Raw genomic sequence first — 15,776 nt, 5'->3', positions numbered from 1 at the left:
CGGTGGTGCCGGCCAGCGGCCGGCACTACCGGGGCATTCACAGCGGCGTGAAGCGAATGGCCTGCCCACCGCCCGGTGCCAGCACCAGCGTCAGTGCATCGGCGCTGGTCACCTCGCGGGTTTCGCGCGCGAACGCGAACGGATTGCTGCGGAAATCGGCGCCTTCGCCATCGCGGTAGATCTCGGCGCGATAGCGCACGCCTGGCTCCAGGAAGCCCAGCGATACCGGCAGCACGCGGCCGTGTTCGTCGGTGATGCTGCCGAGGAACCAGTCGCGGCTGTTGCGGTCACGGCGCACGATCGTCACGTAGTCGCCCACTTCGCCATCGAGCACGCGGCTCTGCTCCCAGTCCACCGCCACGTCCTCGATGAAGCGGAATGCCTCACGGTGCTGCAGGTAGTGCTCGGGCAGGTCGGCGGCCATCTGGATCGGGCTGTACAGCACCACGTACAGCGCCAGCTGGCGGGCCAGCGTGCTGGGGATGGCCTGGCCGTGGCGGCCCTTCAGGCTGAGGATGCCGGGGGTGTAATCCATCGGCCCGGCCAGCATGCGGGTGAACACCAGGTTGACCTCGTGCTCCGGCGGGTTCGGCGGCTGGCCCCAGGCGTTGTACTCCATGCCGCGCGCGCCTTCGCGAGAGATCCAGTTGGGGTAGGTGCGGCGCAGGCCGGTGTCCTTGATCGGCTCATGCAGGTTCACCGACAGGTGCCGGCGCGCAGCCTCCTGCACCACCTTCAGATGGTGGCGGGCCATGAACTGCCCGTCGTGCCACTCGCGCCACAGTGGGCCCCCCGTGGGATTGCGGCGGTCGACCTGGCCATCGTCGCAGACGTAGCCGGTCTTGAACTGGTCCACGCCCAGGCGCGCGTACAGGTCCAGCGCGGCACCCAGTTGGTCCTCGTAGTGCTCGATGGCGCAGCCGGTTTCATGGTGGCCGATTAGGTGCACACCCTTTTTCAGGCCATACGCCGACAGCGCCTCGATGTCGAAATCAGGCGTGGCCCGGGTGAAATCGAAGTCGTAGCCGTTGCCCACCCACATGCCGTCCCAGCCCGGATTCCAGCCCTCCACCAGCACGCCGCGGAAGCCATGCGCGGCGGCGAAGTCGATCACCTTCTTCGTCCTGGCGGTGGTGGCCGCGTGCTTCGGCCCCGTGGCCCAGCTCTCGTTGTCCAGGTGCATCGACCACCACACGCCCACGTACTTGGCCGGCTTCACCCAGCTCACGTCGCCCAGCGCATTGGGCTCGTTGAGGTTGAGGATCAGGTCCGATTCGACCAGGCCACCGGCGCGGTCCGCGATCTGCAGCGTGCGCCACGGCGTGGCGAAGGGCAGGGCACGACGCACCTTCCAGCCTTCGGCCGAGGGTGACAGCTGCGCGCGCAGGCGTTGCCCCTCGGTGCGCCGCAGCCACATGCCGGCGTAGTCCACCAGAGCGGCCTCGTGAATGGCCACATGCAGGCCATCGCGGCTGCGCACGGTCATCGGCGTATGCACCAGCGGCACCTCGCGCAGCGGCGTGCGCTGGTACAGATATTCGTAGTGGATCGGCTCGCCGGCGGGGATCCACCAAGCGGTGGATTCAGGCGCGATGGCGAATTCGGTCAGTTCGTCATCGATGATCGCCTCGTGCAGGTTCGGCTGTTCGGGGAACACATAGCGGAAGCCCAGGCCATCGTCGTAGGCGCGGAACACCACATCCAGCCGACGCTTGCTGCCGGTGGTTTCGGCCAGCTGCACGGTCAGCTCGTTGAAGTGGTTGCGGGTGAGCCGGCGCTCGCCCCACGGCTGCTCCCAGCTGTCGTCGACGCTGCGCCGCTGCTGGCCAAGCAGGGCGAAATCGCGGTCCAGGCGGCCGTCGCGCAGGGCGAAGCCGAGCTTCGAATCCTCCACTACGGGGTCGCCGAAACGCTCGACGCGGTAGCGGGCGGTGCCGCCGTCCAGCACGAGGCTGACCTTGATTACCTTGCCCGGTGACTCGACGCTGGCCACCTGTGGCGCGGCCTGTGCCAGCGTGGCCACGCCCAACAGGGCCAGGCCGAACATGTGCGCGAACAGCGCGCGTACAACCGTGTGTGGCATCGGCATTTCCCCTCCCAAGGCGCCGTTGGCAGACCCGGACCATAAGCCAGCGCAGCAGGCGCGCTACCGCGTGGCGCCATGAATACGTATGCAGCTGGACGCAGCCGACAGCCCCGCGTCTACCATGGGGCCAAGGCACCTTGAGGGAGGGGCCGCGCCCGCCCGCCGGCAACGACGGTGCGGACCTACAACGCGTGCAGAGAGGGAGGGAGGCCGACGGGCGCAAGCCGGTCCGCCGCTTCGATGCTGAAGATCATTTGCCTGACCGCTGCCCTGGGGGCAGCGCTGGGATCGACCGCGCAGGCGGCCGACCTGCAATTCGACGGCCGCCATGCGCGCGCCGAAGCCGCTGCCAACGGCAGCTTCGTGCTGCATGCGCCGAAGGGCGCAGTGCAGATCGCAGCCGCACCGATGCGCAGCCAGACCGGCAGCGTGATGTTCGACGCGTTGTTCGCGCTGGCCCAGCAGGAGATGGACCAGGACCGCGTGGACGCGATTCGCGATCCCGCGTTCGACCAAGGCCGACCGGTGCCGTGCGAGTGCTTCCAGACCGGCGCGCGCTGGCCCTATGTGTGGACCCGCGATGTCAGCTTCGCCGCCGATCTGGCGCTGGCGCGGCTGGACCCGGAGCGCACCCGGCAGTCGCTGCAGTTCAAGCTGTCGGTTGCGCGCGACGGGCACACGCCCGGCCTGTTCGTGGCGCAGGACACCGGTTCCGGTGGCAGCTGGCCGATCAGCAGCGATCGCGTGGTGTGGTTCCTGGCGGCACGTCATCTGCTGGAGGATCGCGCGTTTGCCGACCAGGTCTGGCAGGCGCTGAAGGGCACGCTGGCGCAGGACCGCGCGATGGTGTTCGACGCGCAGGTGGGCCTGTATCGTGGCGAGACCTCGTTCCTGGACTGGCGCGAGCAGACCTATCCGGACTGGACCCGCGAGGACGTGCGCTTCATCGGTGATTCCTACGCACTGTCCACCAACGTGCTGCACTACCAGGCATTGCGCCTGGCCGAACGCCTGGCCGGCCAGCACGGCGACGCCCGCGCGGCCGGCTACAAGGCGTGGGCGGATGCGTTGGCGCAGCAGATCGATGCGCGCTTCTGGCGCGAGGATATCGGCCAGTACATGAGCTACATCGGCGAAGCCGCGCACCCGGTGCCGTACGCCAAGGTCGATCTGCTGGGCCTGTCGCTGGGCATCCTCGCCGAGGTGCTGCCGCCCGAGCGCGCGCGCCGTGCACTGGCTGCTTACCCGATGGGGCCAGCCGGCAGCCCCGTGGTCTGGCCGCAGGAAGCGCAGCAGCCGATCTACCACAACCGTGCGATCTGGCCGTTTGTCAGCGCCTACTCGCTGCGTGCGGCGCGGCAGCTGGACGATGCGCCGCGCATCGCCGCCGAGATCCGTTCGCTGATGCGGGGCGCCGCGCTGGCCGGTTCCAACATGGAGAACTACGAGCTGGTCAGCCAGGCCGTGCATGTCGAGGAAGGCGCGCTGAGCGGCCCGGTGGTCAACTCCGAACGCCAGCTGTGGTCGGTGGCCGGGTATCTGTCGATGGTGGTCGAAGGCGTGTTCGGCGTGCAGGACGATGGCCGCGTGCAGCCCAAGCTGCCGGCCGCGCTGGTGCCGGAACTGTTCGGCACGCAGCGCAGCATCAGCCTGGAAGTCACTGGCAAGCGCTATGTGCTGGAGCGTCCGCAGAGCGTGGGCGATGGCTTGCTGGTGGCGGGCTGGACCACCACGCGCGGCACGACCACCACGGTGCAGCTGGTGACTGCCCCGGCAGCAACAGGCTTCGCTGCCACGACTGCGGATGCCAACGCGCGTGCGCCCGCAACACCGGCGGCACCGCAGGCCCTGCGCAGGGGCACGGGTTGGAACGTTCCGGTGCAAGCCGGGCAGGTTCTGTGGAAGGACGGCAGGGCCGTCGTCGCCAGCAATGGCCAGGTGCAGATCAGCGACGATGGGCTGCAGCATTGCCTCAGCCTGACCCGACGCGAAGGCGCGTTGGAATCGCTGCACAGCCCAATGGTCTGCGTCGGTCCGCAGCAGGTGCTGAAGGGTGCGCAGCGCTGGCCGTTCACCTCGGCCAAGGCCGGGCAGGTTCGCCTGCGCCTGCAATATCGAAACCCGAATGGGCCGATCAACACCGGCGTCACGGCTGCGGTCAAGCAGCTGGTGCTGCAGTGCCCGGGGCAGCCGTTGCAGCGGCACACGGTCACGCTGCCGCACAGCGTGGCCGTGCAGGACTCGACCTCGGCAACATTCACGGTGCCAAAGGGTCAGTGCACGGTCGCGCTTGAAGAGGGCTTCAACATGAGCGCGCTTGAACATTTCGCGCACTACACCGGGGGCAAGGGCGGCCGCGAGGGCGTGCTCAACCAGGCCCAGGTGCAGGCGCTGACGGTGGCGCCGGTGGCGATGGAAGAGGGTGCACGATGAATCGTCCCGCCAAACCGCAGCTGTCGTTCTGGCAGATCTGGAACATGTGTTTCGGCTTCCTCGGCATCCAGTTCGGGTTCGCCCTGCAGAACGCCAACGCCAGCCGCATCTTCGAGACGCTGGGTGCGGACATCGACGCGGTGCCCGGGCTGTGGATTGCCGCGCCGCTGACCGGCCTGCTGGTGCAACCGGTGATCGGTTACCTGTCCGACCGCACCTGGACCCGCTGGGGTCGCCGTCGTCCGTACTTCATGATCGGTGCGGTGTTGACCACGCTGGCGCTGCTGGTGATGCCGAACTCGCCGACGCTGTGGATCGCGGCCGGCACGCTGTGGGTGCTGGATGCCTCGATCAACGTATCGATGGAGCCGTTCCGTGCCTTTGTCGGCGACCAGCTGGCGCCACACCAGCGTCCGGCCGGCTACGCGATGCAGAGCTTCTTCATCGGCGTGGGCGCCATCGTCGCCAGCTTCCTGCCATTCATCCTGGCCCACTTCGGCGTTGCCAACACCGCGGCCGCCGGGGAAGTGCCCGACACTGTGCGCTATGCGTTCTACTTCGGCGCGGTGGTGCTGCTCGCGGCGATCACCTGGACGGTGGTCAGCACCCGCGAATATTCACCGGCGGAGCTGGCCGGGTTCGATGATGCCGAGCCGCCGGCGCATCACGCGGCGGCCGCGATCAACGGCCCGGCTTCATGGACGCGGGTGACCCTGTGGCTTGGGTTGGGTGTGTTGTTGGCGCTGCTGATCACCTGGCGGCAAGGCGACAGGATGCTGTACGTGCTGGCAGGCCTGTACGCCGGCTACGGCCTGCTGCTGGCGGCCGCGCGCGCGCTGCCGGCCACGCATATGCTGGCCGCCATCGTCGGCGACCTGCGCGCAATGCCGGTCACCATGCGCCGCCTGGCGTGGGTGCAGTTCTTCTCGTGGTTCGCGCTGTTCGCCATGTGGATCTACACCACCGCTGCGGTGGCCGGTACCCACTTCGGTTCGACCGATCCACAGTCGGCCGCCTACAACGAAGGTGCCAACTGGGTGGGCGTGCTGTTTGGCGCCTACAACGGCTTCGCTGCGCTGGCGGCGGTGCTGATTCCGCCGATGGTGCGTGCGATCGGCCTGCGCTGGAGCCACCTGGTCAACCTGTGGCTGGGTGGCGCCGGCCTGGTCTCGCTGATGTTCATCCGCGACCCGCACTGGCTGCTGCTGTCGATGGTGGGTGTGGGCTTTGCCTGGGCCTCGATCCTGTCGTTGCCGTATGCACTGCTGTCCGACAGCGTGCCGGCGTCGAAGATGGGCGTGTACATGGGCATCTTCAATTTCTTCATCGTGATTCCGCAGCTGGTGGCGGCCAGTGCGCTTGGCTTTGCCCTGCGCGCATGGCTGGGTGGCCAGCCGATGCATGTGCTGGTGCTGGGCGGCTGCAGCCTGTTCCTGGCCGGCCTGTGCGTGCTGCGGGTTCCGTCCCGTCCGGAGGTGGTGTGATGCGTGGTGTCCTGGCTGTTGCTGTTTCCCTTGCCCTGTTCGCCGGCCAGGCCGCGGCCGCGCCGCGCCCGGACTACGTCGGCACAACCGAGCCGTTCGCCAGCGATGCGGTGTACTTCGTGGTCACCGACCGCTTTGTCAACGGTGACCCGTCCAATGACCATCGTGACCAGGGTGGCGCGCACCGCACCTTCGATATCCCGGTGCCATGCCCGGACAAGGTGGACGGCAACATCGGCTACCTCGGCGGCGACTTCCGTGGCGTGCTCGACAATGCGCAGTACATCCGCAACCTGGGCTTCGGTGCGGTGTGGATCACACCCATCGTCGACAACCCGGACGAGGCCTTTACCGGCAGCAAGCCGATCAGCTGTACCAGCACGCTGACCGATCGTGGCAAGACCGGTTACCACGGCTACTGGGGCATCAATTTCTACAAGCTCGACGAGCACCTGCCGAGCAGGGACCTGGACTTCGCCGGGCTGACCAAGGGCCTGCACGGTGCTGGCTTGAAGGTGGTGCTGGATATCGTAGGCAACCACGGTTCGCCGGCCTGGACCATGCCGACACGGCAGCCCCAGTTCGGGCAGATCTTCGACAAGGACGGAAAATTGATCGCCGACCACCAGAACCTGCCACCGCAGAAACTGGATCCGAAGCACAACCCGTTGCACGCGTTCTACAACAACATCGGTCCGGTCGATAGCAAGGACGGCTCGATCTTCGACGGCAACCTGGCCGAGCTGTCGGACTTCAACCAGGACAATCCGGCGGTGATGGACTACCTGGTCGGCGCCTACCTGCAGTGGACCGCGCAGGGCGTGGACGCGTTGCGCATCGACACCATCGGCTGGCTGCCGCACCCGTGGTGGCATGAATTCGTCAAGCGCATCCGCGCCGAGCATCCGGGCATGTTCATGTTCGGCGAAGCGTTCGACTACGATGCCGCGCGCATCGCCGAGCACACCTGGCCCGCCAACGCGAACGTGAGCGTGCTCGATTTCCCATTGCGCGGCGCGCTGGAGCAGACCTTCGGCACCGCCAACAAGGGCTTCGAGACCCTGGCCGAGCCGCTGCACCTGAGCGGCGGACCGTACGCCAACCCGTACGAGCTGATGAGCTTCTACGACAACCACGACATGCCGCGCCTGCAGGCCAGCGACGATGGCTTCATCGATGCGCACAACTGGCTGTTCACCGCGCGCGGCATTCCGGTGGTCTATTACGGTTCGGAGACGGGCTTCATGCGTGGCCGTGCCGAGCATGCCGGCAATCGTGCGTACTTCGGCCAGCCGCGTGTGGATGCGGCGCCGAAGAGCCCGATCTTCGCGCCGCTGCAGCGTATCGCCAGGCTGCGCGAAGCCACCCCGGCGCTGCAGCGCGGCCTGCAGGTGAACGAGCGCCTGCAGGGCGATGAGGCAGTGTTCTTGCGCGTGCTGCAGCATGGCGAGGTGGCGCAGACCGCGCTGGTGCTGCTGAACAAGGGCGACCACGCCAGGACCCTCACCGTGGCGCGTTTCGTCCAGTCCGGCCGCTGGCGCGATGCGCTGGACGGCGGTTCGTTGCAGGTGAACGGTCCGCTGAAGGCCGACGTGCCCGCGCACGGCGTGAAGGTCTATGTGCTGGACGCTGCCGTGCAGCAGCCGGCGCTGCAGGCCGAGCTGGACAAGGCGATGGCCGACCAGAAGGCGCGGGACCAGCGTCTGGGGCGGTAGTGCCGGCCGCTGGCCGGCAGCCCCGGATTCCGGGTACCTGCAGCTGCCGGCCAGTGGCCGGCACTACCGGGTTTGGCCGCATCCGGCACAATAGGCACCCCCCACGCCCCGCCGTATCGCCATGACCGACCTCGCCCCGCAGACCCTGATCGAAACCCTGCTGAAGGCGGCGATGGACGGGGCGGTGCCGATCCGCGCCTTCATGGAGGCCTTCGTCGCTTCCGAGGTAGTGCTGCTGACCGGCAGCCTGGTCACCCCGGACGGCAGCGGCTTCGACCCGCTGCTGTTCGACAAGCAGGGCACCCTGCATGTGGCGGTGTTCACCGATCCGTCGCGGGTGGGCGTCTACAGCCAGCAGGCCGAACACCAGATCCGCTGGCTGATGCTGGACGTGCTGCGCCGCGTGCCGGGTGGCTACGGCGTGGTGATCAACCCGGGTACTTCGCTGGGCTTTGAGATCTCGCCCAGCGGCGTTGGCGAGATCCTGAAGGACTTCGCCCAGGGCTGAGTTGCCGTCGCGCCATTTGTAGCGTCGAGCCATGCTCGACTGCCTTTCGCGCATGGCCTGATGTGTCGAGCATGGCTCGACTTTACAGAAGGCTTCCCTTCGGGCGCCGTCCATGATCCCCTTGGGTGACATCGGGATCGAGGCATTGCCATGGAATTCAGGGGACTACCCGCCGACGCACCGGAACGGCAGCAATTGGCCCAGTGGTACCACGCGGAATGGGGCCAGGACGCCGGCCTGACACTGGAACAGGAACTGCAGCGGCTCAATCCGCCACAGGACGCCGAAGGTTTCCCGCACCTGATCGCCGTATTCGATGACGGTCAGGTGGTTGGCGCAGTCCAGCTCAAGCGGCGGGAAATGCAGGCGTTCCCACAGTACGAACATTGGCTGGGCGGCGTATTCGTGGCCGACAGCCATCGCGGGCGTGGGCTGGCTGGCGCGCTGGTGGAGCAAGCAGCGGCGCAGGCGGTGCGAATGGGGGTTTCCGATCTCTACCTGCAGACCGAGGCCCTGGACGGTGGGCTGTATGCGCGGCTGGGCTGGAAGCCGCTGCAGGAAGCCGACAACCGCAGCTATCGCGTGCTGGTGATGGTGCGCAGGTTGGCCGCATGAGCGTATCCACGGCACGCCATTCCCGCTCGGCCCTGATCTTCCTGATCGCGGCGATCGCTGCCGCGCTGGTGTCCATGCCCCTGCTGCGCGCGGTGGGCATGGTGCTGTGGCCGGTGTTCGTCATTGCCTGGCTGATCAACCTGGGCGCGGCCTGGCATCTGGCCCAGTGGGCGCGCCAGCAGCGCCGTTCGGCGTGGGCATTCGGGCTGCCGGCGGCGCTCGGTACCGTCGCCTCGATCGTGGTCTATGTGCTGCTGGCGTTGCTGGGGCCGAAGGCCGCGGCGTCGCCCGGCGGCTGACGCCCTCATGCCGGGCGTGTCCTGGCATTAGCGGGGGGCGAGCCGTGTGTTGGCAGGTCGCGTGTCAGATGAACGGCCCCGTCAAGCGCATTGCGCCGCGCATCCGACTGCTCGACATATCTCAGCAGATCCTGCTGCAGTACCCGACGGCTGAGGGCTCTCAGGCGCTCGAGTTCTGTCTCCGACCTGCCCGGTGATCTGGCGGAAAGGTGCAGGCTGTTGGCGATGTTCAGAGAGATTCTGCGGCGAAGGTCGGCCTCGTCCCTTGGCTGCCCCTGTTCGTCGAAAAGAAGTTGGATCGACATCGCAAGTTCATTGCTGTACTGCTGCCGCAGGCTGGGAAACGTCTGGATTACGTATAGCCCTCCCAGTAGGGAGGAGATCATGGCGATCAGGATATGCGTTCCCAGCAGAAGCCACTTCTTCATTGTCTTGCTCCTAGCGAGGCAGGACCCATTCGCAACGATCCAGCCTGGATGCTTCTCACAAGTGGAACTCCTTGGATGAGGAATCATGTCAGTGGACCCGCCTCGTGTTCGAGGTTGTTCCGTAGCTCCACATTGCGGGCGCGGCGATCCGCCTTGCATCAGCGGTCTGCTCGCGAAGCGCAAGGATTCTGGATCAATGTGATGTCAGGAGACGGGAAGCGGGCGCGCGAGCCGGAGTGCGACAAGAGGCATCGTTGCTGATGCGGTTATGCCTGGGACAGACGTCAGGGGAGAGTCTTCAGGCAGATGGTGCCGAGCATGGCTCGGCACTGCAGATGGACTACGCGCGATGCCAGCGATCAGTCGGGGTAGTGAGCTAAAGCAGAACCTTCAGCCGTGGATCATCGCGATCACGTTGCATTTCCATACACGCAGTCGACGGTGGTGCTGGCCGCTACCGGCACCACCGCATACCTCACATCGTTACCTTGCGCCGGTTGTCATCGCTCACCCGGTCGATCAGCTTGTTGTAGGGATCGAAGCCTGCTTCGTCCGGCTTTTCATCCACCGTCACTGTGATCTTCGGATCGGCGCTGGTGATGTGGTGGCGCTGCAGGTACAGCACCTTCTGGTCGCGCTCCTTGCCCGACGGCCCATTGGCGAACACGCCGACCTCGACCCAGTCATCCATCTTTCCGTCGCTCTCCTTGCCCTTGCCGTCGGCGTACTGCTTGGCGGCGTGCAGGTCCAGGGTCACGTCGTAGCGGCCGTCATCGCGCTTGCGGGCGCTGGCGGCCATCACGCGGTTGTCGTAGAAGCTGATCTTCTCGAACAGGTCGGTGACCAGCTGCTGGCGGTCGGCCGGGGTCTCGGTGCGGATGTAGTCCAGCAGCTCGCGTGAGGTGGTGTACGGCGGTTGCTGGTACCCCTTGTCCTGCAGGAAGCGCTTCAATGCGCGGTTAAGCGCCTGCTCGCCGATCTCCTCGCGCAGCCGGTAGAACACCAGCGAACCCTTCTGGTAGTGGATGTACTGCTGGTTCTCCACACGTTCCAGCGGCTGTTCCTCGATGGCCTCGCCGCCGCGGCCGGACAGGTAGCCGTCCAGTTCGCGCTTGAGGAACTGGCGCATGTGCTGGCGGCCGTACTCCTGCTCCATCACCATCAGCGCAGAGTACTGCGACAACGATTCGGACAGCACCGTGGCGCCCTGCACGTTGGCACCGATCACCTGGTGCGCCCACCACTGGTGTGCGATCTCGTGCGCGGTCACGTAGAAAACGTAGTCCACCTTGTCCGGGTCACGCAGGTCGGCGATGAAACCGATGGCTTCGGAGTAGGGGATGGTGTTGGCGAACGACTGCGCGAAGCGCGCATAGCCCGGGAACTCGATGATGCGTACCTGGCGGTGCTGGTACGGGGTGAAGTTCGCTTCGTAGTAGGCCAGCGACTTCTGCACCGCTTCGATCATCCGGTCCACGTTGTAGCCGTGCGCCGGGTCGAAGTAGACCTCCACCGGGATGTTCTTGTACTTCGCCCTGCGCACCTCCCAGCGTGCCGACAGGTAGGCGTAGAAGTTCAGCATTGGCCGGTCCATGGCGTAGCTGAAGCAGCGCCGGCCATTTACCGTGGTCTCCTTCAGAAGGTAGCCCGGCGCCAACGCCACCTGGTCCGGTGCCGTGCAGACCGTGGTGCGGAAGTCGAGCCAGTCGGCATCGTGGGCTATGTACGTGTTGGCACGCGCGGCTTCGTCTTCCAGCTTGGGCATGCGCCGCGGCTCACCCAGGTCGCGCTTGCGCCGCTCGTTGCGGTCGCTGATCTCGGCGCCTTCGTTGTAGCCGAACGACGGCAGTACGCGGCTGTTGAAGAAGGTGCCGTTGTCGACGATGTTGCTTGGTGCCTGGCCCGCGGTGATGCCGTTGGGCTTCTGCACCACGCGGAAATGCACGCTGCGGGTCTCACCCGGTTGCAGCGGTTTCTGCAGGCGGTAGATGCGGTAGCCGAGATCGGCGTCATGCATCGATAGTGTCTGCCCACCCAGGTCGACCGCGACCAGCTGCTTGTCATCGCCCATCGAGACGTGCACGTCCTGGATCGGCGTGGCGTGGGTATTGCGCACCGTCCAGTTCGCATCGATCACCATCGACTGCGATTCGGGGGACAGGTCCACGCGGTTGTCCACCGCCACGATGCGGGGCTGCGGCAGGTTGCGGTACTTCGACAGCTCGCGCTCGTAGCGGGCCTGCAGGTCCAGCTGCTGGTCGGGCGAGACGAACTCGTTGCGGATGTTGGTGCTCCAGTACAGCCAGCCACCCACGCCGACGAAGGCCAATGCGGCGACTCCGGCGAAGACCCCGGTCGGGCCGCGCAGGCGGCGGCCGGCCAGGGCCAGGCGCTGGCGCAGGCTCTGGCTGACACCTCGTACCCAGAAGGCCGACGCCAGGCACATCAACGTCAGCAGGAACAACGCCCAGTAGCCCTGGAACACCAGTTGCCCGGTCAGGAAGTGGCCGTAGCCGTTCATGTCCGAATAGGGCGCGTTGGGCCAGCTGCCGAAGTTGTACAGGTTCTGTGTGTAGTCGAGCAGGCCGAGCACGCCCTGGCCGATCATCACCACGATCAGCAATGCGTAACCGACGAACTTGTTGTTGGTGAGCACCTGCAGCACCAGCGCCAGGCCCCCCATCAGGATGTAGACCACCGAATCCAGCGCCAGGCTGCGCAGGTAAAGCAACGGCTCCAGATGCGTGTAGCCCTTGGCCAGCTGCACGCCCATCGCCGCCAGCGCGCCGGCGGCCTGGAAGCAGATGATCACGGCCAGCAGTGCGGTGAACTTGGCCAGCAGCGGCACCCAGTTCGGCACCGGCATGGCATCGGTCACTTCATTGATGCGCGCACTGCGTTCCTTCCAGACCAGCTCACCGGCGAAGAACAGCACGATGATCACCAGCAGCCAGCTGAAGGCCCCCTGCAGGCCCATGATCATCTGCGAGGTGACCGGCCAGATCGAGGTGCCGTACAGGGTCTGCCGGAACAGCGCGCTGGGCAGGAAGTTGGCCAGGCCCAATACCAGCAGCACGATGAACGGCACGCTGCGCAGGACGCCGCGTGTATCGAAGCGGACTTGGCGCAGGAACTGCTGCCACGCCGTGCTGGCAGTGAACGCCGGTATCACGCGCGGCAGTGTCGCGCGGGTGGGGCGGACCACGCTGGCATCGGTAGCCGGTTGCGCCTGCCTGCGGCCCCAGCGCCGACGGCCACTGCCGCTGCGTTCGGTGCGGAACAGCGCGAAGGTGGCGGCGAACAGCGCGGCAGCCACGCCCAACCACAGGGCGCGGTTGGCCAGCAGGTAACCGGCCAGCTCGGGAACCCCGTCGTTGCGTTCGGCAGTGGACCAGTAGCGGATGGTACGGCCGAGTGCGCGCATGCCCAGCGGTTCGCTCAGCACCGCGATCCACGTATTGTCGATGTCGCGCAGCAGCGCCGCGCTGGCGCCGTACAGGACCAGGTAGGCCACCAGGCCGATGTAGACCCACAGGATCGAGCGGGTCAGCACTGCCAGCAGCGACAGCAGTGCGGTGGTGAACAACAGGTTCGGAATGACGATGACCGCGAACGTCCAGGCATAGCCCTGCCAGCTGATCGGGCCCATGCGCTCGGGATCGACCCAGGGCATGAACGGCGCCAGCCACAGGCCGAACGCGATCAGGATGTAGACCAGCAGCCCGGCCGCCAGGGCGGCAGCGATGCGCCCGGCCAGGTAATCGCGGCGCTTCACCGGGCTGGCGAAGATCAGTTCGGCAGTGCCGAGTTCGAAGTCACGCAACAGCGCGTTGCTGACGAACAGCGCGGTGACCAGCATGCCGAGCAGGGTGAAGATGCCCAGCATCTGCGCGATCACGGTGGGCGCGTTGCTGTGCACGTTGCCGGTGCCGCCACCGATCTGCACGGCGTCGCTGGACGCGGCGGCAAAGGCAAGCAGGGCGAACAGCCCGGCCAGCAGCCACAGCAGCGGGGAACGCAGCTGCTCGCGCAGTTCGAAGCGGAAGAAATTGAAGATCATGGCGTGCTCCGCTCAGGCTGCCGCGCGGGCACGGGCCTGCAGGCGCAGGCGCTGGAAGTACACATCCTCGAGGTCGGGAGCCACGGCCGCGAAGCCGTCGCCAGGGTCGTTGGCGCTGTGCACGTGGATCACCGGGCGGCCACCGACCAGGCGGGTGGACAGCACCACGTAGCGTGCCTCGTGGTCGGCCAGTTCCGAAGGATCAACCTGCTTGCGCCAGACCTGCTGCTGCAGGGCGTCGATGGCATCGGCCGGGCGCCCGGTCAGCAGCACCTGGCCCTTGTTCATGATCGCCATCGTCGGGCACAGATCGGTCACGTCCTCGACGATGTGGGTGGAGAGGATTACCGCCACGTTCTCGCCGATCGCCGCCAACAGGTTGAGGAAGCGGTTGCGTTCTTCCGGGTCGAGGCCGGCGGTGGGTTCATCGACGATCACCAGCCGCGGGTCACCCAGCAGCGCCTGGGCAATGCCGAAGCGCTGGCGCATGCCGCCGGAGTAGGTGCCCAGCTTGCGCTTGCGGGCATCCCACAGATTCACCTGCTGCAGCAGCCCATCGACCACCTCGCGGCGCTGCGCGCGCTGGGTCAGGCCCTTGAGCACTGCGAAATGCTCCAGCAGGTCCAGCGCGCTGACTTTCGGGTACACGCCGAAATCCTGCGGCAGGTAGCCCAGCCGGCGGCGCACCGCGTCCTTGTCGCGCAGTACATCGATCGGTGCCTCGCCTGGAATGGTGAGTGTCGCCGTACCACTGTCGGCCTCTTGCAGGGTGGACAGCGTGCGCATCAGCGACGACTTGCCGGCGCCGTTGGGACCGAGCAGGCCGAACATGCCGCGCGGGATGTCCAGGCTGACGTTGTTGAGGGCGTGCACGCCATTAGCGTACGTCTTCGACAGCGAATCGATCTTCAGCATGTGACGTACACCTTTCCATGGGCGATGTCTGCGCGTTATCCGCGCATCAGCCTCCGTGCGCATCCGCCGTTGGTCATGGGGGGGGAATCGGGCCGTCGTGCGTTGGTAGGGGCGCCGGCCCTGCGGTGCCTACCCGCGCAGCGACGATTCCCGCACCACCAGCTTCACCGGGATGCTCTGGCTCTCCACCGGCTGCCGGCCGATCAGCGCCAGCAGGCGCTCGACCAGCAGTTGGCCAGCCTGCTTGGTGTCCTGCTGCACGGTGGTCAGCGCCGGGGACACCGAAGCCGCCAGCGGGATGTCGTCAAAGCCGGTCACCGCCACGTCCTGTGGCACCCGCAGCCCGGCCTCGCGCAGGGCCCGCATCGCGCCGATGGCGATCAGGTCGCTGGCGGCGCAGATCGCATCGATCGGTTCACCGCGTGCCAGCAGCGCCTGGCAGGCTTCCTGGCCCGACGCCTCGGTGGTGATCGCATCGTGCTGCAGTGCCGGTTCGGCGGCCAGGCCGTGGTCCTGCAGGGCCGCGACATGGCCGCGGTAGCGCTCCTGGAACTCGGGGTAGTGGCTGGAGGCATGACCGAGGAAGGCGATGCGGCGGCAGCCCTGCTGTAACAGGTGGGTGGTGATGTCATGCCCGCCCTGGAAGTTGTCGCTGCCGATCGACACGCCGGGCTGGCCGGGCAGGGCGGCGCCCCAGCGCACGAAGTGCGTGCCCTGTTCAACCAGCCGCTGCAGGCGATCGCGCGATTCGTGGTAGTCGCCGTAGCCGAGCAGGATGATGCCGTCGGCTTTGTTGCTGTCCTCGTAATCGGCCTGCCAGTCGGTGGACAGCTGCTGGAACGAGACCAGCAGGTCCTGCCCGTGCAGGGCGCAGGCACGGGTGATCGAGCCCAGCATCGAGTGGAAGAACGGGTTGATCAGCGAGTCGTCGTTGGTCGGGTCCTCGAAGAACAGCAGGGCCAGGGTGCCGGCATTGCGCAGGCGCAGGCTGGAGGCGTTCTTGTCGACCTTGTAGTTCAGCTCGCGGGCGATGCGCAGGATGCGCTCGCGAGTCTCGGCGTTGACCATCGGGCTGCCACGCAGGGCCCGCGACACGGTCGGCTGGGAGACCCCGGCCAGGTGGGCGATGTCCAGGGAGGTGGCTTTGCCTTTGATCGTCATGGGAACGCGGAAGGGGGCGGGGGGAGGTGCCCGGGCATGATGCCATGGGCAGACGCCAATGCCCCTCCGGAT

General features: G+C 66.7%; 11 protein-coding genes. 6 read left to right on the top strand and 5 right to left on the bottom strand.

Translation table 11 applies throughout. The features are described 5' to 3' along the window. Positions 1–37: 37 nt before the first annotated feature. Positions 38–2,089: a glycoside hydrolase family 97 protein gene (locus tag AC5P60_RS03615; protein WP_483693000.1), complete on the bottom strand. Its 2,052-nt coding sequence runs from the start codon at positions 2,087–2,089 to the stop codon at positions 38–40. A gap of 237 nt (positions 2,090–2,326) precedes the next feature. Between AC5P60_RS03615 and AC5P60_RS03610 the strand changes: the two genes are divergently transcribed. From AC5P60_RS03610 to AC5P60_RS03585, 6 genes are all read left to right on the top strand, one after another. Further along, positions 2,327–4,519, top strand: coding sequence for a glucosidase family protein (locus tag AC5P60_RS03610; protein WP_483692998.1), 2,193 nt, complete (start codon positions 2,327–2,329; stop codon positions 4,517–4,519). Further along, the gene (locus tag AC5P60_RS03605; RefSeq protein ID WP_483692996.1) at positions 4,516–6,003 is read left to right on the top strand and encodes an MFS transporter; all 1,488 of its coding nucleotides are present in this window, start codon (positions 4,516–4,518) and stop codon (positions 6,001–6,003) included. Before AC5P60_RS03610 ends, AC5P60_RS03605 begins: the two co-directional genes overlap by 4 nt. Further along, positions 6,003–7,718 carry an alpha-amylase family glycosyl hydrolase gene (locus AC5P60_RS03600; protein ID WP_483692995.1) on the top strand — a complete coding sequence of 572 codons (1,716 nt, stop codon included), beginning with the start codon at positions 6,003–6,005 and terminating at the stop codon, positions 7,716–7,718. Before AC5P60_RS03605 ends, AC5P60_RS03600 begins: the two co-directional genes overlap by 1 nt. Before the next feature lie 121 nt (positions 7,719–7,839). Next, on the top strand, positions 7,840–8,226 hold the full coding sequence (locus AC5P60_RS03595) for an SseB family protein (RefSeq protein WP_483692993.1): 387 nt from the start codon (positions 7,840–7,842) through the stop codon (positions 8,224–8,226). A gap of 150 nt (positions 8,227–8,376) precedes the next feature. Beyond that, the gene (locus tag AC5P60_RS03590) at positions 8,377–8,841 is read left to right on the top strand and encodes a GNAT family N-acetyltransferase (RefSeq protein WP_111188035.1); all 465 of its coding nucleotides are present in this window, start codon (positions 8,377–8,379) and stop codon (positions 8,839–8,841) included. Further along, a complete protein-coding gene (locus AC5P60_RS03585; RefSeq protein WP_049403246.1) occupies positions 8,838–9,140 on the top strand; it encodes a hypothetical protein in 303 nt (100 codons plus the stop codon). Before AC5P60_RS03590 ends, AC5P60_RS03585 begins: the two co-directional genes overlap by 4 nt. Positions 9,141–9,145: 5 nt before the next feature. On the opposite strand, the gene AC5P60_RS03580 is transcribed toward AC5P60_RS03585, so the two are convergent. From AC5P60_RS03580 to AC5P60_RS03565, 4 genes are all read right to left on the bottom strand, one after another. Further along, positions 9,146–9,568, bottom strand: coding sequence for a hypothetical protein (locus tag AC5P60_RS03580; RefSeq protein WP_483692991.1), 423 nt, complete (start codon positions 9,566–9,568; stop codon positions 9,146–9,148). Positions 9,569–10,043: 475 nt separating this feature from the next. After that, on the bottom strand, positions 10,044–13,628 hold the full coding sequence (locus tag AC5P60_RS03575) for an ABC transporter permease/M1 family aminopeptidase (RefSeq protein ID WP_483692989.1): 3,585 nt from the start codon (positions 13,626–13,628) through the stop codon (positions 10,044–10,046). Between the two features lie 12 nt (positions 13,629–13,640). Next, positions 13,641–14,543, bottom strand: coding sequence for an ABC transporter ATP-binding protein (locus AC5P60_RS03570; RefSeq protein WP_262236098.1), 903 nt, complete (start codon positions 14,541–14,543; stop codon positions 13,641–13,643). Between the two features lie 129 nt (positions 14,544–14,672). Next, complete coding sequence (locus AC5P60_RS03565) at positions 14,673–15,704, bottom strand: LacI family DNA-binding transcriptional regulator (protein ID WP_012479391.1); 1,032 nt, start codon at positions 15,702–15,704, stop codon at positions 14,673–14,675. Between the last annotated feature and the right edge of the window lie 72 nt (positions 15,705–15,776).

The organism is Stenotrophomonas sp. YJH_SMC_120 (genome assembly GCF_059368675.1).
The sequence above is the reverse complement of the archived record's forward strand: the minus strand, read 5'-3'. Positions and strand labels throughout refer to the sequence as shown.